The following is a 24,128-nucleotide window of genomic DNA, read 5'->3' on the forward strand; positions in this document are numbered from 1 at the left end:
ATTGAAGTGATTCGGGTTACGGACTCATCGCTACATAAGACGTCAAGAGTGAACGCTCTGCACTTCGCCAATTGTGCAGAGGATTCATTCGTATCAGCTGCCGGCAGCAGTGGGTGGGGAATTTAGCAGGATCACAAGTCGACGTGTGACTCTGCGCTGAAGCATAAGCTAAAGGTAAGATATCCAATAAGAGGAAAACAGGAGGAATTCAGATGATTATTCCAGTAAAGAAACGTATACAAATTTTCGATACGACTCTGCGAGATGGTGAACAGGCTCCGGGTGCAAGTCTAACCCCAGAGCAAAAAATACTGCTGGCCTATAAGCTTGCGGATCTGGGTGTTGATGTGATGGAGCCTGGATTTCCGATATCGAGCCCTGGTGATTTTGCAGCAGTACAGACGATTTCCCGTAAGGTGCGAAATGTGGAAATTTGCGGTTTTGCACGGGCGGTTAAAGGGGATATTGACGCGGCAGTCCGGGCAACCCAAGATGCTGAACGCCGGCGGATTCACCTGTTCATCTCCTCTTCTGATATTCATTTGCAGCATCAATTGCGTATGAGCAGAGCCGAAGTCGTAGCCAAAGCCCGCGAGATGACGGCTTATGCGCGTCAATTCTCTGATGTCGTTGAATTCACGGCGATGGATGCTGCGCGAACAGGAATCGATGATCTGATTGAAATGATTGAAGCTGTTATTGAGGAAGGTGCTTCTATTATCAATCTGCCCGATACGGTCGGATACGCATTGCCACATGAATATGGGGAAATGTTCCGACGTGTGCGGCTGGGAGCAAGAGGTGGAGAAACGGTAAGCTACAGTGCCCACTGTCATAATGATTTGGGGCTGGCTGTAGCCAACAGTCTGGCAGCCATTGATGGAGGTGCGACGCAGATCGAAGTCACTGTCAACGGAGTCGGCGAGCGTACCGGGAACTGCGCGCTGGAAGAGCTTGTGATGGCGCTCGAAACCCGCGGGGATGCAATTGGAGCAGAAACAGGAATTGTGCTTGATAAGCTGTATGATACTTCGCGGCTGATCAGCGGAGCGATGCATTTTCCAATCGCCTATAACAAACCAGTCGTCGGAAGAAATGCCTTCCAGCATGAGTCAGGGATTCATCAGGATGGTTTGCTGAAGGATCGTAGCACCTATGAGATTATGGACCCGGAGCGGCTGGGTATCCCGCGTAGCATGATCATTCTGGGCAAGCATTCTGGCAGACATGCGCTGAAGGACCGTGCGGCGAAGTATGGTATTACGCTGGAGCCTGCGGAGCTGGATGCACTTTATGAATCGTTTAAAGAGACCGCTGACCGACAAAAGGTTGTCAGTGATGATCAATTGCTGCAAATGGTGAGTAGTACTACCGGACAGCAAGCTCAGGTCTATGAACTGGGTGAGGTTCAAGTATTGGCAGGTAGTGCCCAGCGCCGGGTTGCCGCGGTTACGGTTCGCCATTTGAAGTCTGGACAGGAATCCTCCCATACTAGTTTTGGGGATGGTCCGCTTGAGGCTATCATTGCTGCTATTGGGCAAGGAATTTCAGAGGACATAGAATTCTCTGGACTTGAGCTGCATTCCCTCGGAAGTGGGGAGAATGCCCAAGCGGAGGCGGCTGTGATGGTAGAGTGGGAAGGTCTTAAATTTAGAGGCACAGCTACTCATCAGGATATTATCATGGCAGCAGGGATTGCTTATATTGCAGCCTGCAACGCTGCGCTGCTCTCTACACAGATCGTTTAATATGTGTCGTACCCGCTGTCTGATTAAGAGATAGCGGGTTCTTTTTTAGCTTTTGATGACAGGTTTTAGGTGGGGTTATGTCTTTTGTCAAGTTGTGGACAACGTTATCCACATATTCTCTACGAATTGTGTAAAAAGTGCGTAAAATCAGCAATGTCAGCTCTTTTTAAAATGCCCGTATAACCATTTTTGTTAGCAATGAAACATTGTGGGAATTGTGGATAATGTGGATAATTCGGTGGATAATAATTCCTGTAATTCGAAAATACCGATTTAACGCATAAAAAAAGCCCCTAAGGGGCTTTTTTAGCAGGGAGTTATACACGAAACCTGTGTATAGAGCTGTGGATAACTGTTTATGAACAAAATAAGAAATATGAAAAAAATTTATGAAGTGGCTTTTACATTATTCGTCAGCAAGAATTTCCCATTCGTTAAATAAATCTGTAAGCTGAGTTTTTTTGTTCTTCAGATCCTCTTCATGACCTTGAAGTGCTAAATAATCCTGGTAAACTTCAGGTTTAGTCATTTCATTCTCTATAAAAGCGATCGTCTCTTCTAGCTCAGCAATGCCTTCCTCTAGCTCAGCAATGCGCCGCTTCCGGTTACGCTCTTCACGCTTGGCTTGCTTGTCCGCTTCGAAGGAGGAAACAGCATTTTTTTCAGGAACTGGAGCATCCTTGTTGACATTTTTGGCGGCTAATTCAGCGGCATCTTTCGCAATCTCTTCTAATTCTCGTTTTTTCTCAATATAGTCATCGTAGTTGCCAAGGTATTGATCGATCCCCTCGGGATGAAGCTCAAGCACCCGTTCAGCCATTTTATTGAGGAAATAACGGTCATGAGAAATGAAGAGCAATGTGCCCTCGAAATCAATTAAAGCTGATTCTAGAACCTCACGACTGACCAAATCCAAATGGTTGGTTGGCTCATCTAGGATGAGCATATTAGCGCCGCGCAACATGAGCTTTGATAATGCAACGCGTGCTTTTTCGCCGCCGCTCAGCGCAGATATCTTCTTAAGAACATCTTCACCGCTGAAGAGGAAGTTGCCAAGGATCGTACGGATTCTGGCTTCCTCAATCATTGGATATTCACTCCATAGCTCTTCCATTACTGTGTTCTTTGGATTGAGGCGGGTCTGTTCCTGATCATAATAAGCGACCTTTACTTTAGTCCCCCAATTCACAGTTCCAGTTGAAGGCTCACGGGTTCCGGTCATACACTGCAGCAGTGTAGATTTGCCAATACCATTGGGACCGATGAGTGCAGCAGTTTCTCCCCGGCGCAGTTCGAAAGAAGCGTCTTTGAACAAAGGTGGACCATCCTTAAAGGTAACCGCAACATTACGGACTTGCAGCACTTCTTTACCAGACATGAAGTCCGGCTCGAAGGAGAAGCTGGCTTTCTTCAGATCGCCCATCGGCCGATCCATACGGTCCATCTTCTCAAGCGCTTTGCGTCTGCTCTGCGCACGTTTCGTGGTAGATGCTCGCACAATATTTTTCTGAACGAAATCTTCCATTCTTGAGATTTCATCTTGCTGTTTCTCATACTGCTTCATCCGTGCTTCATATTCGGCAGCCTTCAAATCTACATATCGGCTGTAATTGCCTGTATAACGCCGAGATTGATGACGCTCGATCTCTACAATAGTAGTTACAAGCCGATCAAGGAAATAACGGTCATGAGAGACAACCAGAATTCCGCCAGCATAACTGCGAAGATAATCCTCAAGCCATGTTAATGTTTCGATATCCAGATGGTTCGTCGGCTCATCCAGCATTAGAAGATCGGGAGCCTGAAGCAAAATACGGGCTAATGCGAGTCTAGTCTTCTGGCCACCACTAAGTGTGGAGATAGGTGTATCCGGTGGGAACTCACCGAAGCCCATGCCGTGCAGGATACTACGGATTCGTGTATTCATTTCATAACCGCCGTGATCCTTGAACCAATCTGATCGGCGGGCATATCTTTCGAGCAGTTCTTCGTACCGTTTTGGGTCCTCTGCCAGCTTAGGATCAGCAATGCTTACTTCCATCTCTCTTAGCTCAGCCTCGGCTTCGATCAGCGGTGCAAAAACGGCCATCATTTCTTCAAGAATGGTTTTGTCAGATTGAAGTCCGCTATTTTGGGCTAAATACCCGATAGTAGTTTCTTTTGATTTATGAATTTGACCGCTGTCATAGGACATTTCACCAGCCAGAATTTGCAGAAAAGTTGATTTGCCGGCACCATTAACGCCCACGAGTCCGACACGTTCCTTTTCATTTACCTGAAGGCTTATGCCATCTAGTACGTTCTGTATACCATATGATTTTGTAATTCCTGTCGCTTGAAGAAGCATAACGATGAAACCTCCACCCTTGCATATTTCGCTTTGGCATTTACACCTTAGCCTTATGAATAACTTATTCTATAGTTTACATGAAAAGCGTTTCCCAAGCGAGAGCTCGATATATCGGAAGCAGAGAATAACGACCCGGCCCAGAAACACAGTCTATCCACCTTGGCGAACCGGGGAGAAGAGTGGTAAACTGGATTTACAAACAAGGATAAGCTTGGGATAAATATAGGGGGTTGCCGGGCGATGACAAGCAAGGAGTCGGTGATCTCCAAAGCAAAGCAACAACTAAGAACTGAGAAGACCATCGCCCGAAACGAGCTCTCCTCGGACCAGAGAAGGGAATTGTCTTTTCTGGTCTGCAAGCATGCATCAGAGTGGCTGAAGACGAAAGACATAGCCTCATTGATGGCCTATGTATCTTTTCGTTCTGAACTCGATACCAACGTGCTTCTTACACAGGCGTGGAAGGACCAGCGTAGGGTATTGCTGCCGCGTGTCATTCTGGCAAGTGGTGCAATGAGTGTCCATATGGTGAACGCGTGGAGTGAGCTTGAGCCGGGGGCGTATGGTATCCATGAACCTATTGTATCCGGCAAAGATTCACAAGAGATTGAAGTTGTTACACTACCGGATGTTGTGTTTGTTCCGGGGCTGGCTTTTGATCTTCAGGGAGGCAGGCTTGGTTACGGCCGAGGATACTATGATCGATTTCGTGCGTCATGGGAGACGGAAGAGTATGCCGCTGCGAAGCCCCCTGTCTGGATCGGGCTGGCCTTTGGTATGCAACTTGTTCCGAAAGTGCCCATGGATGAGCATGATGCCTTTATGGACATGCTGATTACTGAAAATGGCATTGTGCACTGCCGAAAAGGAGAGTGAGCCGTGGAATTGACCCATTTTAACGAGCAGGGAAGAGCTCGTATGGTGGATGTGAGCGAAAAGGAGATTACGAAGCGGACAGCTGTCGCGCGGAGTAAGATCAAGATGGCGACTGAGACGCTTAGTGCCATCAAGGAAGGCAAGATCAGTAAAGGAGACGTACTTGCCGTTGCGCAGATCGCTGGAATTATGGCGGCCAAGAAGACGTCTGACTGGATTCCGATGTGCCATCCGCTCCCGCTTACCGGTATTGACATCCGCTTCTCCGATAACAGCGAAGATGAACTTTATATAGAAGCAACAGTCCATACTACCGGAAAGACCGGAGTTGAAATGGAAGCATTGACAGCTGTTTCTGCTTCAGCACTAACGGTGTACGACATGTGCAAGGCTCTTCAGAAGGACATGATTATCGGGCCAACGCTCTTATTGTCTAAAAGTGGGGGTAAGAATGGAGATTACGCGCTTGAATCATGATCAGACCTGACGTTCGGTACACTGAAGCAATTGGGCTGCACTGTACAGCCGATTATACATAGAGAGGGAGGACAAACCTATGGCGTGGAAAACAGCAATCCTAACGGCCAGCGATAAAGGGGCCAGGGGCGAACGGGAAGACACGAGCGCCCAGGTTATTCGGGAGCTGGTGGAAGAGGAACTTGGAGGCGAGATCGTTGAATATCGGATCGTGCCTGATGAACAAGATGAGATTATCGCAGCTTTGATAGAACTCACAGATTATTTTCAAGCAGATCTGGTATTGACTACCGGAGGTACGGATTTAGCGATACGCGATGTGACTCCAGAGGCAACCCGGCGTGTAATCGAACGGGAAGTGCCTGGACTTTCAGAAGCGATGCGAAGTACGGTGATGCAAAAAAACCGTGCGGTGATGCTTTTCCGCGGGATATGCGGCATTCGTGGACGCACGTTGATTGTCAACTTACCGGGCACACCGAAGGGTGTTCATGAGAATTTAGCAGCCATTATGGATCAACTGCCTGAAGCGTTACTCATGGTAACTGGCCAATACCGTCAATAACATTGTCATATTCTTGTCACGTCACAAGGATAAACTATTTATAGAAGATAGTGGATGTAACTGTGACATAAGTTATGGTATTATTAGATTATCGTAAACGATACCATGATCGGATAGACGGACAAGGAGGAATAATAATGTTTAGTGGAATTGGTACTCCGGGTATTATCTTGTTGGTTATACTGGCACTGCTCCTCTTTGGCCCGAATAAACTGCCAGAGTTAGGCCGCGCAGTTGGACGAACCTTTCGTGAATTTAAGGAAGGCGCACGTGAAATCATTGGTGATAGTGATCCGGTGAAGAAGAGCGAAGCTCCTGTGCCGACGGCCCCGCAGACGGTCGCTGCAGATATTCCTCAGGACAAACGCCTGCCGGAATAATAAAAGGTTTAACAATGGGGCAATCTCTCAAGTCTATTAGACTTAGGAGATGCCCCTTTTTCAATTTGCTTGTTGCTTTCTGCAGAAACGGGCACAGCTATACATAAAGTCGGTGTGGCGTTTCTATTCTTGTCATGGGATGGTGTCAGGATGTCTCTCGAATCGGAAGAAATGTCGGTGGTGGATCATCTCACCGAGCTGCGTAAACGGATTATTTATGTGCTGATTGTATTTGTTTTGGGATTGGTAGGGGGGCTGTTCTGTGCCAAGCCAATCTACGATTATTTAATTAGTACAGATCTAGCGCAAGGTTTTGTTCTGCATGCTTTCTCATTCTGGGATGGTATCGGAATGTATATGAAGATCGCAATGGCGGTTTCATTAGTCATTTCAATTCCTTTTATTGCTTACCAGCTGTGGGCGTTTATTAGTCCGGGCTTACGGCCGGAAGAGCGTAGTGCAACACTACGTTATGTACCCTATGTTTTTGTTCTTTTTCTAATCGGTCTTTCGTTTGCTTATTATGTTGTATTTCCAATGGCGCTTTCGTTCACGATCTCTATCACCCGGAGTATGGGGCTGGAAGAGACCTACGGAATTGCGCAATATTTCAACTTTATGTTCAGTCTGGTGCTACCTTTAGCGCTGTTGTTTGAGCTTCCGCTGCTGGTGATGTTTCTGACCAAACTGAGGGTTCTTAACCCGATACGCTTGCGTAAAATGCGTCGATACGCTTATTTCACGCTTGTCTTTATTGCTGTAGTCATCACTCCTCCGGATTTTATCTCAGATTTTCTGGTGACGATTCCACTGCTTGTGTTGTATGAGTTCAGCGTATTCCTGTCCGCCTTCGTCTATCGCAAACAGCTCGCTGCGGATGCGGCAAGGGAAGCTCAGTACACCAAGAGTGAGGAATGATAATGAGAGAGCTGTCACTAAGTAGATTTTTCTACGAAAGAGACAGCTCTTTTGTTTTAAACCCCCGTCTTTTTGAAATGTTCGGGCGTAGGTGGTACAGTTGAGACTACTGGGAATCATACGCATATTTTCACACCCTGTGGATAGAATGTATAGAGTGTGTGCCTAGGACAACCAGTGAAACGTTATTTTTTACGAAAACAAATGCGAATTTGTGTAAAAGGACTTGAAATCCGGGCTCAAGTTGAGTATCATAAAAATTGTTGTTAGCACTACAAGCTGTCGAGTGCTAATGCTTATGGAAAATATGAGATGGACCAGATATTCGTAGCGTCCAATTGATATTTTTCATAAACACCAGAGATTTTGAAGTAAGACAGGTAAGTTCTAAACTATGTTTTGAAGCAAAATAACATAATTTTAAAGGAGGCTATTTTTTCATGATCAAACCTTTAGGTGAACGCGTATTGGTGCTACCGAGCGAGCAGGAGGAAACCACTTCATTCGGGATTGTGCTTCCGGACTCCTCGAAAGAAAAGCCACAAGAAGGAACTATTATTGCAGTAGGTAGCGGAGCTTTAAAAGATGGAGTACGTGTAGCGCTGGAAGTTAAAGAAGGCGACCGTGTTCTTTTCTCTAAATATGCAGGAACAGAAATCAAATACGAAGGTAAAGAATATTTGATTATGAAAGAAAGCGACATTCACGCGATTCTTGACTAAGCGAGAGTCGATCATAAGCTAAATCTAAACTACTTAAAGTAACGTGATATACAAAAAATTCTAGGAGGTAATTACACAATGGCTAAAGAAATTAAATTTAGTGAAGAAGCACGCCGCTCTATGTTGCGCGGTGTAGATGCTTTGGCAAATGCGGTAAAAGTTACACTTGGACCAAAAGGTCGCAACGTGGTACTTGAAAAGAAATTCGGTAGCCCGCTTATCACTAACGATGGTGTAACTATCGCTAAAGAAATCGAACTTGAAGATGCATTTGAGAACATGGGTGCTCAACTGGTTAAAGAAGTTGCTACTAAGACTAACGATGTAGCCGGTGACGGTACTACAACTGCAACGGTTCTGGCTCAAGCTATGATCCGTGAAGGTCTGAAAAACGTAACGGCAGGCGCTAACCCAATGGTTATCCGCAAAGGGATCGACAAAGCAGTTAAAGCTGCTGTTATCGAATTGCAAAGAATTTCTAAACCAATCGAAGATTCCCAAGCTATCGCTCAAGTAGCTGCTATCTCTGCTGCTGACGAAGAAGTGGGTCAATTGATTGCTGAAGCTATGGAAAAAGTAGGTAAAGACGGTGTTATTACTGTTGAAGAATCCCGTGGATTCCTTACTGAGCTTGAAGTCGTAGAAGGTATGCAGTTCGACCGTGGTTACATTTCCCCGTACATGATTACTGATACGGATAAAATGGAAGCTGTTCTGGAGAACCCATACATCTTGATCACTGATAAAAAAATCAGCAGCACTCAAGAAATTCTTCCTTTGCTAGAAAAAATCGTTCAACAAGCTAGACCGCTTGTTATTATCGCTGAAGATATCGAAGGCGAAGCACAAGCTATGCTGATCGTGAACAAACTGCGTGGAACATTCAACGCTGTTGCTGTTAAAGCTCCTGGCTTTGGCGACCGCCGTGAAGCTATGCTGCAAGATATCGCTGCCCTGACTGGTGGCCAAGTGATTACTGAGAAGCTCGGTCTTGATCTGAAGACTACTTCCATCGAGCAATTGGGTAACGCACGTCAAGTACGCGTAACCAAAGAAAATACTACAATCGTAGACGGAAGCGGCGACAAAGCAGACATCAATGCTCGCGTAAGCCAAATTCGTGCTCAACTGGAAGAAACAACTTCCGAGTTCGACAAAGAAAAATTGCAAGAGCGTTTGGCTAAATTAGCTGGCGGCGTAGCCGTTGTCAAAGTAGGCGCTGCAACTGAAACAGAATTGAAAGAGCGTAAGCTTCGCATCGAAGACGCCCTGAACGCAACTCGCGCTGCGGTTGAAGAAGGTATCGTGTCCGGTGGTGGTACTGCTCTTGTGAACGTATATGCTGCTGTTGCTGCTGTTGTGGCAACTGGCGACGAAAGAACAGGCGTTAACATTGTATTGCGTGCTCTGGAAGAGCCAGTTCGCACAATCGCTGCTAATGCTGGTCAAGAAGGTTCCGTTATCGTGGACCGCTTGAAAAAAGAAGCTGTAGGGATCGGCTACAACGCTGCTACTGATGAGTGGGTAAACATGTTCGAAGCTGGAATCGTTGACCCTGCGAAAGTAACTCGTTATGCTCTTCAAAACGCTGCATCCGTAGCGGCTATGTTCTTGACTACTGAAGCAGTAATTGCTGACAAGCCAGAACCAGAAAAACCAGGTATGCCTGATATGGGCGGCATGGGTGGAATGGGCGGCATGATGTAATAAGGGTTTCCTGAATAGGGAACGCTAGTTACTGTTGATTTGCTCCACTGATGATAGGAAGCTTCTAACAAGTTCGCTGAACTTGTTAGAAGCTTCTTTTTCATTGGTTTTGTGGTCTGTATATAAATTTATCTAGTGATCTCATGTTGAATCTGATCAGAGTGCTGTTTATAATGAAATGGTACGATAACTAATGAAATAGGTGATGAAGTTCGGCGTATCGGTTGTTAACCTTTCACAGACATCGATATAGCTGGAGAAGAGAGATGAAATCAATCAGAATAGGCAAACAAGAAGGCGATTAGCCTTGTATTTGTTATGCTTGCATGATTTGATTTTACTCTACTCTTCCTCATTCTTTATCCTTAGATGACGAAGCCGCAGAGTTAAATCTGCGGCTTTTTGTTTTGCAAAATGATCTTATAGGAGTGATTGTATTATGCTAACCAAACTGTGCAACTACTTAACGCCGCCAACAATCTACACCGTGAATGAACAGAGCTTCTGGCAGGATGAGTATATCTCTAGTCACTTGCTGCAAGCACATCTAAATCCTGAATTTGAAGGGGCTAGCCGTAGCCATACTTTTATTGATAACTCAGTGAATTGGATCGCGGGTATGTTCCCTTCAACTCAATATCGTCGTTTACTTGATATAGGCTGTGGACCTGGACTGTATGCGGAAAGGCTCGTGGCAAAAGGATATAAGGTAACGGGTGTTGATTTCTCTAAGAGATCAATTGATTATGCAAGGAATAGTGCGGATAAACTAGGTTGTTCTATCGAGTATCGGTATGAAAATTACCTGACAGACGAATGGAAAGACCCCTATGATATAGCAGTATTGATTTACTGTGAATATGCAGCACTATCGACAAACAACAGGAAGCTGTTGCTAGATAAGATCTATGCGGGATTATGTGAGGGTGGTGTGCTATTGCTGGATGTATTTACTCGGCAAAATTTGATGCATTTCAGGAGTCTCGGACTTGGTCTATTCATGAGAAGGGTGGATTCTGGAATGAGGGCAAGCATATAAGCTTGCATTTGAATCTCAAATACCCCGAGTATACTACCTTGGAGCAGACAGCAGTCATGACGGAGGAAGATACGAAGGTGTACTATATTTGGAATCGCTATTTTACTCGTGAGGAATTAATAGCAGAGGCTAGTGAGGCTGGATTTACCGTGATTGGTATGTACCAAGATGTTGAGGGTAAGCCTTATTCGGAAGATGGAATGACGATGTGTATGACCTTGCAAAAGAATTCAAAAATCATGAGCAAGTAAATTGAAAATGATAATAGTTGAGTCGCTTGCTCAAATACTATTTGAAGCAGTGCAGGGGCGATCTAAGCAGATACAATGGTTCAAATCTGTGCTGCATTTCCGTATGGGAGGCAGCCTTAGCTGATATCTATTTAGAAAATATTGAAAATAGGTATTGATAATTCTCCTAGTTAGATATATAATCTGTTTAGAATATTTTCGAAATAGGTTGCGAGAAGTGTTCAGCTGTAAATGAAGTGAAGGCTCCTCATCAGAAAAATACAAATAAGGAGAGGATAGCATGAAGAATTTATACAAAAACAAAGGCATCAAAATGCTGCTTGTCGGATCGATGTTGACCCTGTCACTTACAATGCCGCTGCAGGCTCAGGCGGAAGGTAAGGATGATACGATTTCTGTTCCATTACGTACGATCTCAGAATCGATTGGAGCCAAAGTAACTTGGGATGCCGGCAAGCAACAAGTTACAGTTCAGCGTGGCGGGCAAAGTTGGATGATGACCATAGGAGAGAATACGGCCATGATTAATGGCAAGCAAGTTATGATGAGTGGTGTTGCTTCAATGGTAGATGATAAAACCTTTGTACCACTTAATGCGCTCGAAGATGCTTTAAAGGTTCAGTTAGATTGGAATTCAACTGAAGGCTTAACAATTGACTCCAACGATGTTGCTGCACTAGGCAGCTATTATATGAAGCTCTTATTCGAAGGGAAATATTCAGAAGCCAGAGCGATGATGAGCGAACATCTACAAAGCTTAATTCCGGAAGCTATGATGCCTCGTATGTTCAACTTTTCTGCTACACCGTATGGTACATTTAAAGAACTGACAGCTATATCACATGAAAAGACAAAAATACGCAACAATACTTATTTGACTTATTTAACATCTCAATCGGTACCATTCCAATTTGCTGTTCGCTTTGATGACAATAACAAGGTGGATGATCTCTATTCTTCTATCGCAGATCCAAGTACCTACATCAAGCCTAGCTACGATCATCCTGAAAAGTACATAGAGCAAGAAGTTGTAGTTGGGGAAGGAGTAACTGCAGTACCAGGAACATTAACCTTGCCAGTAGGCGATGGCCCTTTCCCTTCTGTCATTTTGGTTCACGGCTCAGGTCCCAGTGACCGTGATGAAGCGATTGGAGGATATAAACCATTCCGTGATTTAGCTGTAGGTCTTGCTGCTAAAGGAATAGCTGTTCTTCGTTACGAGAAGCAGACCTATGAAAACTCAATCCAGAGTGCGCTGAATCCAAAGTTTACTGTGAAAGAAGAGTCGATTGATGATGCGCTTAAGGCAGTTAAGCTACTGCAAGCAGATCATCGCATGGATAAGAATCGCATATTCATCATTGGACATAGCCAGGGCGGTATGTTGATTCCGAAGATTATTGAGCAGGATTCGAATCAAACAATTGCGGGAGCGGTCGTCATGGCAGGACCAAATAAGCCGCTTGAGGATGTCTTGCTCGATCAAAAGACGGCATCACTTGAGCGACTAAAAGAGGCTGGTCAGCCTGAAGAGGTAATAGCTGCAGCTAAACAACAAGTAGCTGCATGGGAGCAGGTGGTACAACTTCTTCACGACCCTAAATATTCAACTGATCATATGCCTCAAGGTGTAGCAATCCCGAATGCCTATTGGTGGTTTGATTTCCAAGGCTATCATGCGGGAGAAGTTGCTAAGACTCAGACGGTGCCTCTTCTCGTCCTTCAGGGAGATAATGATAAACAAGTTAGCGTTAATCACCTTGATAGATGGAAACAGGATCTAAGTACACGTAAAGATGTAACGTATGCGTTATACCCACGATTGAACCACTTCTTTGTTCCAGTAGATCAGCCGTCGACTGGTGAAGAATACGGAATACCTGGTAACATTCCATCTCTTGTCATAGATGACATTTCGAATTGGCTGCTGAAACAGAAATAGACATCCTCGGTCAAAATGACAAAGGAAGAGTATTACAAGGCCCCTTACCTATTTGGTAAGGGGCCTTTACTTCTTCATTACATCCCTATATTTTGCTGATTTGGAGGTAATTTAAGTAGCAATCATTCAAATCATCGAAGATGAGATTCCAATCAATATATTATAGTTGGGATGTATATACACTATATTAGCGTTCGGTTTGGTATATTTTCTACCGTCTTCATAAATTGTTTCCACAACTGCGGCAGCGTATTGTTGCGTAAAGTAGTCTGACCGCGCAAACCAGCTACCTTAATATCCTGCAGTTCCACAATAGTTGGATGTACGGTAACCATCATCTCGTCCAAAGTGAAGAAGACTTGTTTCAAGATGCGTGTACTTACCAGAGACAGAGGTCTTTACTAATGTGAAATCTACTGCGGTATGACTGAATTCATAATTGCGAGCAAGAAGCGGTGTGCCACTATGAGTTATAGACGAATGTATCGTAATTCGGCTAGAGTTGGGACGCAAATAAGTCAAGCCATAATAGACTAATTGTGTAAGCGGTACTTGAAGAGCATCTGCAAAGCCTTGAAGCTGTACCTATCTCATAACTGCTGCCGTTAAGCTCCATTGTACGTGTTGTAATTTTCAAAGGGGATTAATCTGTTTACATGATAATTCCTGCGATGTTGTGCCTCTTACAAGGATTTGAAGAGACAGAAATTCCTGCTTGACGATTAGTTGTTTGCTATGTTTATGGTGAAAATGGAGCAGAAGAACATTTTGCGATGGATGTATATAAGGATTCCTTGAAGGCGTGGAAGGAAGCGGGCTTTAGTGTGTATAAGTCAAATTGCAGTACCGTGACTTTCAAAAGCAGTCTTTCTTGTACAAAATAAAGCAGCAGACAAGCAATGGCTTGTCTGCTGCTTAGAGTATTATCGAACCATAGTACGTTTGTGTAAGCTGTAAGAATAGAGGAATGGAATGGCAATCAACAGAGCTATAACGCTAATACTCAGCCATGGAACAGCAATAAAGGAGTTTGCAATGAAGATAAAGCCCCCCGCGATCCATAACCAGCCGGCAAGCGTATGTGTCTTATTCCAGTTATCGGTGTCATGCAGTGTCCATGGCAGCTTAATCCCTAGGGTATAGTTCTGACGACACTTCGGAAGATAGTTGCCGATTATAATGAACAATAATCCTAGTATTAATGAGCTGTAGAAACTCAGATTCATCGCCATCCCCATGGCGTAACTGATTGTAAATATGTGTACTAGGTTAGTAAGAATAGGAATGAACCACCCGAACAGTGATCGTAGTGTTTCTGAAGAATTCTTCTTCGGATCGGTTTCATTTCTAAACCATGAATATAAGTAAATGACAATCATAAGAGCAGGTATACCAAATGCCGCGAGAAACTTTGATGCATAGTTGTCAGGAGTGCCTGCGTTATCAAAGTGTATGGCGACTTGTTCAGGAAGTTTATTGTAGTAGACCGCTGATATGATAAATGGGACGAAACATAACAACAACTTAAGAATAAACGACTTATTCACCTTTTCCTTCATGCGACTCATCTCCTTTAAATTGTGTGAACCATAGCATAATTTCCTCGAATACCGAGATGTTGAGCTCATAATAGATATAATTTTTATACTTGGTTTCGAATATTAGACCGGCTTTTTTCAATTGCGATAAATGATAGGATACAGTGGCTCCTGTCATATCAAAGTTAGAGGCAATCTCGCCTGCAGACAGCCTGCCATTCTTCAATAATACGAGAATATTACGGCGTACAGGATCAGAAAGAGCCTTAAAAGTTTCCGGAAATCCCACGTTAGCTATCCTCCCTTTATAATCTAATTAGAAAATCTTCTAATTAGATTATACGACATGTGGAAGCAAGATTCAATATCTATTTAGAAAATGTTCGAAATAACATTCTTGCTGAATTTCATAGGTTTACCTCATGAGCTATATTAAGACTACTTATGTAAGAATAAGAGGTGATGAAGGTGATATGAAAGCATGTGCCTAACAGCATCAATGAAAAGGGCTGGAGCACATATTACTTTGCAACACTAATATCAACATGATGATGCAACGGGTAGCATGGCTGTTTAGATCACGTTGTCGATTCTAGATGAACTTCATATTTAGTGGAAGACAACTGGTGAAGATGCTGACACTGGCAAACCGATTGCAGCTAGTAGGGGATAAGCTAGATGAGAATATAACCCTGAAACAGCTATAATTGTTAAAGGGATTAGGATAGGTATAGAAATAGCGGGGAAATTTTTTGGAAGCAGATGTTTAGAACTCTAATTCGATAAATACCGTAAGAATGATGAAAACTGTTCCTGCATCATTTGGATCTATGCTGGACTACCCCTGCAGTTCCGTTACGATCCAATAACTGAGCAGCTGTGGAAGAAAGACTCCAGAACACCTGAATTTGTATACTGTGCAAGTGGCAGTACTTTGGATAAAGGCTTGTTCGAGAAAACAATGAACCAAGAGCTCTGGATAGAGAAAGCGTATACGTTCGATAAAGAAACGGTTCAAATTAGTAATGAATATGCAGTGCCAATTATTGAAGCGATCTTCTTCGATGATGAAATCGAGTTGAATGCTGTTAATATGCAAAACAATGGCGCTATTAAAGGACTTCCAGATGATATGGTTGTTGAAACACAAGCGATCGTTAACAAAAAGGGTATCGAATTTAAGCCAATGACGGTTGAGCTGCCAACTGCCATTATCGGAACGATCCATATTCAAGGTACAATCCATAAGCTGTTACTTGAGGCGTTCGTTGAAGAATCGAGAACAAAATTGCTGCAAGCGATCCTGCTTGATCCGCAAGCACCAACCTACTATCAAGCTTGTGCGATGATCGATGAAATGTGTGAGCTGCAAAAAGAAATACTGCCAAAGCTGGAGTGGAAGTAAGACATCTTTAATAAAAACGGCCTCAGTCTGATGAAATTCAGAACTGAGGCCATTTATTTTGCATTACATATTATTCCGAATCTGCATCCAAAAAAGGTTGCACCAATCGCCGTACCTCATCGGTTGCATTCGTCTCCATCAATTGGTTTCTTAGTTCGTCGGCTCCGTCAAATCCACGAATATAGATTTTGAAGAAGCTCCGAAGTGGATTAAATAGACGTGGTTCAACTTCTTTTGAATATTTATCGTGAAGATCTAGATGAAAAAGTAGAAGGTTAAGAAGCTCCTCCACGCTATGCTCTTTAGGTTCTAGTTCGAAAGCATATGGATTTTTGAAAATACCGCGGCCAATCATGACTCCATCAACCCCGTATTGCTCTACTAATTTCAAGCCTGTTGCACGGTCAGGAATATCCCCATTAATGGTTAGCAACGTATTTGGGGCGATCTCATCGCGTAATTTTTTGATTTCGGGGATGAGCTCCCAGTGTGCATCTACTTTGCTCATCTCTTTTTTTGTACGGAGGTGTATGGACAGATTCGCAATATCTTGTCTCAATACATTTCCTAACCAATCGCGCCACTCATCAATTTCGCTATATCCTAATCTTGTTTTAACACTAACCGGCAATCCACCAGCTTTAGTCGCTTTAATAATTTCTGCTGCCACTTCAGGATGTCGAATTAATCCAGCACCTTTTCCATTGGTTGCGACGTTTTTTACGGGGCATCCCATGTTTATATCGATACCACGAAAACCAAGTTTTTTCATATCCATGCTCATTCGTTCAAAATACTCCGGGTTATTGCCCCAAATATGAGCGACCATCGGTTGTTCATCTTCCGTGAACCTTAATCGAGTAAGCACACTTTCCTTTACCTTTAATTTAGGGTGACAGTAGTATTCTGTATTTGCAAATTCCGTGAAAAAAACGTCTGGTTTTGCAGCTTCACTAACCACATGACGAAATACAACATCTGTGACATCTTCCATAGGTGCCAATATAAAAAACGGCTTCGGTAAATCAAGCCAAAAATTTTGTTCGTTACTCATAAATTCTCCTTCTTTTGCAACATTTTGCCCATCATACATAGTATCATTTCTTTTCGTTTAATGCACAGAATTATAGGAGGACCTTTATCTTTTTTCTATAATCGCTCGGGGTTATACCGGTACTATTCTTAAATAAGCGATAAAAATATGAACTACTAGTAAATCCAGTTTTTTCGGCGATATCAACAATGGTGTATTCAGAGGTCTTCAGCAGCTCTTTAGCTTTATCCAACCGCAGTTCGTTAATTTTATCTGATAGTGCGTTTGTTGTTAACTGCTTATATAGCCGGCTCAAATAAATTGGAGACATCGAGAGCTCGTCTGCAATTGAATTTATGCATAGATTGGAATTACTACGTTCTGACCGTATAGGGTAAAATTGAAAGGCCTCTCGTAGGAATACGAGAGGCCTTTCATTCTGTTAAGCATTAGATAGTTTTATACTGTCTAATTGACGGGGCAATTCACAGTTTAATATGCCTCATTCTAATTCTTGTTCTAAAACAGTTTTTACTAAACGACGTACTTCATCTGTTGATCTTGTATCCATTAATTGGTTTCTTAATTCGCTTGCGCCTCTAAATCCACGAACATAGATTTTGAAAAAGCGAAGAAGTGGTTTAAATGAACGTGGCTCGAGTTCATTTGAATATTTATCGTGAAGATCCAACTGTAATAGAAGTAAATTGAGAAAATCCTTTGGACTATGTTCTTTAGGTTCTTTTTCAAAAGCAAATGGATTGGTGAAGATGCCGCGGCCAATCATGACACCATCAACGCCGTATTGTTCAACTAGCTTTAATCCTGTTGCGCGGTCCGGGATATCTCCATTTATAGTTAATAACGTATTTGGAGCAATTTCATCGCGTAATTTTTTTATTCCAGGGATTAGCTCCCAGTGTGCATCTACTTTACTCATTTCTTCTTTTGTGCGAAGGTGAATGGAAAGATTCGCAATATCTTGCTTCAATATATGTGTTAACCAATCCCGCCACTCATCAATCTCAGAGTAACCCAATCTTGTTTTTACACTAACCGGCAATCCACCGGCTTTTGCTGCTTGAATAATTTCTGCTGCAACCTCAGGATGTAGTATTAATCCAGCACCTTTTCCATTGGATGCGACGTTTTGTGCGGGGCAACCCATGTTTAAATCGATACCGCGAAAACCAAGTTTTTTCATATCAATACTCATCTGTTCAAAAAATACAGGTTTATCACCCCAAATATGAGCGACAATCGGTTGCTCATCTTCTGTGAACGTTAATCGACCACGAACACTGTCTTTTCCTACAGGGTGACAATAGCTTTCTGTATTAGTGAATTCTGTGAAAAACACGTCGGGTTTGGCAGCTTCACTAATGACGTGACGAAATACAACATCTGTGACATCTTCCATTGGTGCTAATATAAAAAACGGCTTCGGTAAATCAAGCCAGAAGTTTTGTTCGTTACTCATATTATCTCCTCTTGTTGTAATATATAAAAACGATATAAGGATAGCAAAGTCCTATACCCATCATACATAGTATCATTTTTTTTCGTTTGATGCACAGAATCAATGATGTGAGCGACAGCCAAATTTATGGTTGTAGTGTTCATCAGTAATAAGGCCATGGCTTGTTTGTTTATAATCTGTTTATTGATACTTGTTATAATCCTGTAGATGAAAAGTTTGTAATTTAAAGTCGAATTGTGTTAACGAATCGATTATAGACAAACTACATAATGCATCCAATGAACAGGGGGACAAGTAAGTGAACAAAAAGCAATGGATAAGCTCTATATTGGCTGCTGCTGTATTATCAAGCCCTATTATTATGCCGACCAAAGGATCGGCTGCCGCTTCCTTTATTGATATTGATAGCTCATATGCAAAGAAAGCGATTGTTGAGCTATTCGATCAGGGGATAGTGACCGGTGTTGAAGAGAGTAAGTTCTATCCTACGTCAAATATTACACGGCAGGATTTTGCAATTATTTTAGCAAAAACATTGAAGCTGGATATTTCGAACCCACCTGCGCTGCCTACCTTTCTGGACGTTACCGCAAGCAACTACGCATACAGCTATGTAGAGGCAGCTGTCAAAGCCGGATTGATCAAGGGTACCGGCAGTAATCTTTTCGGTACGGGGCAAAATTTATCACGTCAGGATATGGTCGTCATGTTCGTGAGAGCATTGGGAGTCAATCCTACCGGTAAAGCTGGAACTTTGCAATTTGCTGATAGTAGCCAAATTGCTGATTATTCCAAAGATTCTATAGCTGCCGCTGTGGAATATGGATTGATTACCGGATATAATAATTTTTTTAATCCTGAGGCCAAAGTAGATCGTCAGGCTGTAGCTCTAGTAGCTTCCAAGTTTCTAAAGTTTAAGGAGAGCGGGAATACTGAGCAGCCAAGCGCCACCCCAACTCCTCAGCCGGGTAAAGAAGCGGTAACTGTACCTACTCCTGTTGTTGGAGGGTCTTCCTCTTCACAAAGTGGGCATAGCAGCAATTCAGATATCAATGCACCTTTGGTTGATAGCACCAAGTTCGAGGCGGTGGATAACTACAACGGGACACAAGATCAGCTTCGCGGGTTAGCGGGAGCTATTGGAGAGCAAGGAGCAGCAGTTCAAGCCTATCTGTGGACGGATACGAATGAGAACGGTGAAGTAGATGCCGATGAATTAGGAACAGCTATCGCATTAGGCACCAGTGAAGCAGACGGATCTGTGAATGCAGCTAATGTCGGTGATTTGCGCGCAGGAACGTATCGTTTCGTGATTACTGCTAAGGATTCATCCAATAATGAATCGGTGAAGGATGCTGCGCATGCCGTTACGTTGACCTTGAGCAAGAACGAAGTTCCGGATACGACTGCACCGGTAGTGGACACAGCTAAGTTCGAGGCGGTGGATAACTACAACGGGACGCAAGATCAGCTTCGCGGGCTAGCGGGAGCTATTGGAGAGCAAGGAGCAGCAGTTCAAGCCTACCTGTGGACGGATACGAATGAGAACGGTGAAGTAGATGCCGATGAATTAGGAACAGCTATCGCATTAGGCACCAGTGAAGCAGACGGATCTGTGAATGCAGCTAATGTCGGTGATTTGCGCGCAGGAACGTATCGTTTCGTGATTACCGCTAAGGATTCATCCAATAATGAATCGGCGAAGGATGCTGAACATGCCGTTACGTTGACCTTGAGCAAGAACGAAGTTCCGGATACGACTGCACCAGTAGTGGACACAGCTAAGTTCGAGGCGGTGGATAACTACAACGGGACACAAGATCAGCTTCGCGGGTTAGCGGGAGCTATTGGAGAGCAAGGAGCAGCAGTTCAAGCCTATCTGTGGACGGATACGAATGAGAACGGTGAAGTAGATGCCGATGAATTAGGAACAGCTATCGCATTAGGCACCAGTGAAGCAGACGGATCTGTGAATGCAGCTAATGTCGGTGATTTGCGCGCAGGAACGTATCGTTTCGTGATTACCGCTAAGGATTCATCCAATAATGAATCGGCGAAGAATGCTGAACAAGCCGTTATGATTGAGCTTGTTAAGGGTGTTCTGACCACACCTACGGTTACTAGCTCCATATATGGCTTTGACGGAGGCATTTTAAAAACAAAACAGCTGGTAACTGGTTCTACACAACGGACCATTCGGTTTGACTTTTTCTCCGGAGAAACCTTTACGAATGCTGAAGTTCAGGTAACGATTGAAGGCATGACCTTTAACACAAATGACTATTATAGCATTAGTGGGTGGACACATCTGACAAGTGACCAAATTAGCAATAATGGGCATACGCTGACTTTCACAGGAAGCAACAGAGGTGTTTCGGATATTGCGTTTGAACTTCACGATAAATTGATGCCGGCACCGGGGACCTATCTCATTAAGTTCAAAGCAGATGCAGATGGACCTGGAACAGCTAGATCTTTCTCCGAGGAACAATTTATTACCTTAATTATTTTGCCTCCGGCTTAAAAAAGAAGCTTCTCATGAGTTCTTTGAACTTATGTGAAGCTTCTTTTTTATGAAAAATAGGATTGCTCAATATAGTCTAAATGAGTATTATGAGTAGGTATGCTCTTATAAAAATAGAGATAAATAGGATGGAGAGCACCATGACAACATCACGACAGAACGCATTGATTTTTTCATTTACTTTTATGGCGTTTATTCTGGGTACGACGGAGTATATTATCGTTGGTTTACTCTCGGAAATATCCTCGAGCCTCGGAGTGACGCTAGCGACAGCCGGGGGCTTGGTATCTGGTTTCGCGATCGCTTATGCCATTGGCACACCCATTATGATGTCTTTGTTCAGCCGCATCCCGAAACGGATTACGATTCTTGTATCGCTTGTATTGATTCTGCTGCTGAATTTGTGGAGTGCTATAACTGGAACCTATAGTATGCTGCTAGTGACTAGAATAGTTACTGCCGTACTATGTGGTTTTGTTCTTTCTGTAGCCATTACGGTAGCAAATGAAGCGGTTGACCCGGAGAAAAGAGGCAAAGCGATCGCTACAATTTTAAGCGGCTTCGCTGTTGCGAATGTATTTGGTGTACCGATCGGCACTTTTGTAGGGCAGTATTTTAACTGGCCTGCAGCATTTGTTCTGAATGGGGGATTAGCTGGAATTGCCATAGCGCTAAATTATGCCTATATTCCACGCAAACTACCGAAGCCTGTGCCTAGCTCACTCAAGGATCAGATCGAGCTGCTCACAAATGGACGTATTATTCTTGCATTTCTCATTCCAGTTACGGCAGTGGGAGCAGTGTTTGTGATGTATACGTACATCACACCATTGCTAGAGCAAGTGATGAATATTCCTAAGAGCTCGGTTAGTGGTGTACTGTTTGTATACGGGATTGCTACGATTGTCAGCAACTGGATTGGAGGCAAGGTTGCAACCGGAAATGCGGTAAGTAAGCTTAGATTCGTTTTTCTTATACAAGCAGTGATCTACATCATCTTTAGTATGACCGCATCGATCTCGATTCTAGGAATGATCGTACTCATGATGTTAGCCGTCATGTCGAGTATTGTGAGCGCACCAGCCCAGCTCTATTTGATAGATTTGGCGAAGCAGTTCTCACCACGATCGAAAGACCTTGCTGCATCGTTGAATCCAGTAGCGTCTAACTTGGGAATCGCAGGTGGCTCCGCAATTGGTGGAGTCGTTGCCCAGCATGGAGGATTAATCTCCCTTCCAATAGCTGCTTCTATCCTGGCGATATCAGCCTGTGTAATTGCATTGATATGCTATAAGTTGGATCAGCAGAGTCATGAAGCAGTTATTGCTCAGCATCATAACTTAACCTGAGGAGAAGTCATAGAGGTCGTCGGAAATAATCCGGCGGCCTTTTCGTATATCAAAGATAATCTAGTAAAACAACATTTCACTATCATTGACTATATTTTTAACTATGTTATAATTCAAACATATGTTGCTAATATAACAAAATGTATCAATACATATTAGGAGCATTAATTCGTTGCACAAACAAAGTAATAGCTTATTCATCAACATTAATGACTATGGAGGAACTAGCTCTTTGTAGTGTCAGCGAATGTTATAATAGTAACATTTTAATGTTTCATAACTAATTTTTAAAGGAGAAGTGAATAGAATGGATGTTAAAGATATATTAGCAAAAGTAGATCATACACTGCTGGATGTTACGGCTACATGGGAAGATATAAAGAATTTATGTGATGATGCTATGAAATACCAAACGGCCAGTGTTTGTATCCCAAGTGCTTATGTTAGAGAAGCAGCAAATTATGTTGAAGGCAAAATAGCCATCTGTACAGTCATTGGATTTCCGAACGGTTATAATACCCAAGCTGTTAAAGTATTTGAAGCAACAGACGCCATTTCAAATGGAGCATCAGAGATTGATATGGTGATCAATGTGGGCTTCTTAAAAAGCGGGCGTTATGAGGAAGTTTACGAGGAAATACATGCCATTAAAAATGCATGTGGAAGTAGAGTATTAAAGGTTATTGTTGAAACCTGTTTGCTAACCCAAGAGGAAAAAGTGAAAGTATGTGAGCTTGTTACAAAAGCTGGTGCTGATTATATCAAAACATCCACTGGATTTTCAAAAGCTGGAGCAACTAAAGAGGATGTCAGCCTGTTTGCACAGAACATTGGTCCAAATGTGAAGATTAAAGCAGCTGGAGGCATTCGCTCTTTGGATGATGCTAAAGCATTTATCGAGTTGGGTGCAGACCGTTTAGGAACTAGTGCCATAGTTAAAATTGTAAAAGGGCAGGAAGTATTGGGGTATTAGATATGGTATAATTCTGATAATTATACTTTATTATTAGTAGTTAGGATGAACCGGTATGGATAAGCAAGAGAGAGTAAATACAATTGTATCAATCCTAAAAAATAAAAGTGGCGCATCCATCAAAGAACTTTCCCATCAACTTGATGTCACAGAAATGACTGTTCGCCGGGATATTAAATATCTAAAAGAAAATAAAATCGTTCAAGTTGTTTCAGGTGCGGTTATTTATAATGGTTCTGACCTCAATGAGAATAAACAAGATGAATATGATTTGACCACTCAAAAAAATAATCGGGCATCAGAAAAATATAATATAGGTAAGTTAGCAGCTTCACTAATCGAGCCTAACGATATTATTTTTATTGATATTGGTACAACAACCGCTCAAATCATCGAACATATTCCGTCAAATCATTCTGTGGAAATTGTTTGCTGCACTATGAACGCATTAATTGAGATTCATAAAAAAGGGTTTAAGGATTTTATTCTTATTGGTGGTCATTACCGTCCAGAACTTCAAATGTTTGAGAGCAGAGAAGGGTTGGATTTAATAAGTAGAACACGAACAACAAAAGCATTTATTTCTGCAGCTGGAGTTAATGCTAAATTAGGCATTACTTGTACGAACAGTTGTGAAGTGGACACAAAAAATGCGGCAATTCATTGTGCTCTTGAGAAAATTTTAGTGATTGATTCCTCTAAGTTTGATATGGTTAAGTCCACTTACTTTGCTTCGTTAAATGATTTTGATGCGATTGTAACTGATAGAGGTTTATCAGAAGAGTGGATTGAGAAAATCAAACAATTAAATATTTCTCTTTATCTAGCTTAGAAATTCAGCGCGTGCCGAT

At 42.9% G+C, this 24,128-nt stretch carries 23 protein-coding genes; 16 read left to right on the plus strand and 7 right to left on the minus strand.

What is annotated here, in order from left to right:
* Positions 1-212: 212 nt before the first annotated feature.
* The gene (locus ACN6KS_RS05120) at positions 213-1,748 is read left to right on the plus strand and encodes a 2-isopropylmalate synthase (RefSeq protein WP_094871451.1); all 1,536 of its coding nucleotides are present in this window, start codon (positions 213-215) and stop codon (positions 1,746-1,748) included.
* A gap of 406 nt (positions 1,749-2,154) precedes the next feature.
* Here ACN6KS_RS05120 and ACN6KS_RS05125 read toward each other — a convergent pair whose 3' ends face one another.
* A complete protein-coding gene (locus tag ACN6KS_RS05125) occupies positions 2,155-4,095 on the minus strand; it encodes an ABC-F family ATP-binding cassette domain-containing protein (protein ID WP_440961500.1) in 1,941 nt (646 codons plus the stop codon).
* A gap of 243 nt (positions 4,096-4,338) precedes the next feature.
* On the opposite strand from ACN6KS_RS05125, the gene ACN6KS_RS05130 reads away from it, so the two are divergent.
* From ACN6KS_RS05130 to ACN6KS_RS05175, 10 genes are all read left to right on the plus strand, one after another.
* The gene (locus ACN6KS_RS05130; protein ID WP_440961501.1) at positions 4,339-4,974 is read left to right on the plus strand and encodes a 5-formyltetrahydrofolate cyclo-ligase; all 636 of its coding nucleotides are present in this window, start codon (positions 4,339-4,341) and stop codon (positions 4,972-4,974) included.
* Positions 4,975-4,977: 3 nt separating this feature from the next.
* Positions 4,978-5,451 (plus strand): cyclic pyranopterin monophosphate synthase MoaC, encoded by a 474-nt coding sequence (moaC, locus tag ACN6KS_RS05135; RefSeq protein WP_094871454.1) that lies wholly within the window; start codon positions 4,978-4,980, stop codon positions 5,449-5,451.
* A 79-nt stretch (positions 5,452-5,530) separates the two neighbouring features.
* On the plus strand, positions 5,531-6,016 hold the full coding sequence (locus ACN6KS_RS05140; protein WP_020429419.1) for a MogA/MoaB family molybdenum cofactor biosynthesis protein: 486 nt from the start codon (positions 5,531-5,533) through the stop codon (positions 6,014-6,016).
* A gap of 137 nt (positions 6,017-6,153) precedes the next feature.
* Positions 6,154-6,396: a twin-arginine translocase TatA/TatE family subunit gene (locus ACN6KS_RS05145; protein ID WP_094871456.1), complete on the plus strand. Its 243-nt coding sequence runs from the start codon at positions 6,154-6,156 to the stop codon at positions 6,394-6,396.
* Between the two features lie 150 nt (positions 6,397-6,546).
* Positions 6,547-7,314, plus strand: coding sequence for a twin-arginine translocase subunit TatC (gene tatC, locus ACN6KS_RS05150; RefSeq protein WP_094871468.1), 768 nt, complete (start codon positions 6,547-6,549; stop codon positions 7,312-7,314).
* Positions 7,315-7,754: 440 nt separating this feature from the next.
* Positions 7,755-8,036, plus strand: a complete 282-nt coding sequence (groES, locus tag ACN6KS_RS05155; RefSeq protein ID WP_036676506.1) for a co-chaperone GroES — start codon at positions 7,755-7,757, stop codon at positions 8,034-8,036.
* 78 nt (positions 8,037-8,114) lie between these two features.
* A complete protein-coding gene (gene groL / locus ACN6KS_RS05160; protein WP_094871457.1) occupies positions 8,115-9,743 on the plus strand; it encodes a chaperonin GroEL in 1,629 nt (542 codons plus the stop codon).
* A 439-nt stretch (positions 9,744-10,182) separates the two neighbouring features.
* Positions 10,183-10,782 (plus strand): class I SAM-dependent methyltransferase, encoded by a 600-nt coding sequence (locus tag ACN6KS_RS05165; protein ID WP_440961502.1) that lies wholly within the window; start codon positions 10,183-10,185, stop codon positions 10,780-10,782.
* A gap of 56 nt (positions 10,783-10,838) precedes the next feature.
* Positions 10,839-11,033: a hypothetical protein gene (locus ACN6KS_RS05170; protein WP_440961503.1), complete on the plus strand. Its 195-nt coding sequence runs from the start codon at positions 10,839-10,841 to the stop codon at positions 11,031-11,033.
* 280 nt (positions 11,034-11,313) lie between these two features.
* Entirely contained in the window at positions 11,314-12,975 is a 1,662-nt protein-coding gene (locus tag ACN6KS_RS05175) for an alpha/beta hydrolase family protein (protein WP_440961504.1), read from the plus strand.
* Positions 12,976-13,157: 182 nt separating this feature from the next.
* On the opposite strand, the gene ACN6KS_RS05180 is transcribed toward ACN6KS_RS05175, so the two are convergent.
* The 3 genes from ACN6KS_RS05180 to ACN6KS_RS05190 all read right to left on the minus strand — a co-directional run bounded on the left by ACN6KS_RS05180 (position 13,158) and on the right by ACN6KS_RS05190 (position 14,802).
* Positions 13,158-13,343, minus strand: coding sequence for a GyrI-like domain-containing protein (locus tag ACN6KS_RS05180; RefSeq protein ID WP_440961505.1), 186 nt, complete (start codon positions 13,341-13,343; stop codon positions 13,158-13,160).
* 555 nt (positions 13,344-13,898) lie between these two features.
* Positions 13,899-14,534 carry an SdpI family protein gene (locus ACN6KS_RS05185; protein WP_440961506.1) on the minus strand — a complete coding sequence of 212 codons (636 nt, stop codon included), beginning with the start codon at positions 14,532-14,534 and terminating at the stop codon, positions 13,899-13,901.
* Positions 14,515-14,802, minus strand: coding sequence for an autorepressor SdpR family transcription factor (locus ACN6KS_RS05190; protein WP_440961507.1), 288 nt, complete (start codon positions 14,800-14,802; stop codon positions 14,515-14,517). The genes ACN6KS_RS05185 and ACN6KS_RS05190 overlap by 20 nt, the downstream gene beginning before the upstream one ends.
* Before the next feature lie 645 nt (positions 14,803-15,447).
* Here ACN6KS_RS05190 and ACN6KS_RS05195 point away from each other — a divergent pair.
* The gene (locus ACN6KS_RS05195; RefSeq protein ID WP_440961508.1) at positions 15,448-15,918 is read left to right on the plus strand and encodes a hypothetical protein; all 471 of its coding nucleotides are present in this window, start codon (positions 15,448-15,450) and stop codon (positions 15,916-15,918) included.
* Positions 15,919-15,988: 70 nt separating this feature from the next.
* On the opposite strand, the gene ACN6KS_RS05200 is transcribed toward ACN6KS_RS05195, so the two are convergent.
* The 3 genes from ACN6KS_RS05200 to ACN6KS_RS05210 form a co-directional block, all read right to left on the minus strand.
* Positions 15,989-16,972: a tRNA dihydrouridine synthase gene (locus ACN6KS_RS05200; protein WP_341133849.1), complete on the minus strand. Its 984-nt coding sequence runs from the start codon at positions 16,970-16,972 to the stop codon at positions 15,989-15,991.
* Positions 16,973-17,042: 70 nt separating this feature from the next.
* Positions 17,043-17,342 carry a helix-turn-helix transcriptional regulator gene (locus ACN6KS_RS05205; RefSeq protein WP_440962369.1) on the minus strand — a complete coding sequence of 100 codons (300 nt, stop codon included), beginning with the start codon at positions 17,340-17,342 and terminating at the stop codon, positions 17,043-17,045.
* Between the two features lie 111 nt (positions 17,343-17,453).
* Positions 17,454-18,431, minus strand: a complete 978-nt coding sequence (locus ACN6KS_RS05210) for a tRNA dihydrouridine synthase (RefSeq protein ID WP_440961509.1) — start codon at positions 18,429-18,431, stop codon at positions 17,454-17,456.
* A 298-nt stretch (positions 18,432-18,729) separates the two neighbouring features.
* Here ACN6KS_RS05210 and ACN6KS_RS05215 point away from each other — a divergent pair, with 298 nt between their 5' ends.
* The 4 genes from ACN6KS_RS05215 to ACN6KS_RS05230 all read left to right on the plus strand — a co-directional run bounded on the left by ACN6KS_RS05215 (position 18,730) and on the right by ACN6KS_RS05230 (position 24,109).
* On the plus strand, positions 18,730-20,955 hold the full coding sequence (locus ACN6KS_RS05215) for an S-layer homology domain-containing protein (RefSeq protein ID WP_440961510.1): 2,226 nt from the start codon (positions 18,730-18,732) through the stop codon (positions 20,953-20,955).
* Positions 20,956-21,095: 140 nt separating this feature from the next.
* Positions 21,096-22,304 carry an MFS transporter gene (locus ACN6KS_RS05220; protein ID WP_440961511.1) on the plus strand — a complete coding sequence of 403 codons (1,209 nt, stop codon included), beginning with the start codon at positions 21,096-21,098 and terminating at the stop codon, positions 22,302-22,304.
* 307 nt (positions 22,305-22,611) lie between these two features.
* On the plus strand, positions 22,612-23,277 hold the full coding sequence (deoC, locus tag ACN6KS_RS05225; protein ID WP_094872388.1) for a deoxyribose-phosphate aldolase: 666 nt from the start codon (positions 22,612-22,614) through the stop codon (positions 23,275-23,277).
* Between the two features lie 55 nt (positions 23,278-23,332).
* Complete coding sequence (locus ACN6KS_RS05230) at positions 23,333-24,109, plus strand: DeoR/GlpR family DNA-binding transcription regulator (RefSeq protein ID WP_094872386.1); 777 nt, start codon at positions 23,333-23,335, stop codon at positions 24,107-24,109.
* The last annotated feature ends 19 nt before the right edge of the window (positions 24,110-24,128 follow it).

Origin of the sequence: Paenibacillus nitricinens, assembly GCF_052056485.1 — a bacterium.
In the GTDB taxonomy this organism is placed as follows: Bacteria; Bacillota; Bacilli; order Paenibacillales; family Paenibacillaceae; genus Paenibacillus_AQ; species Paenibacillus_AQ nitricinens.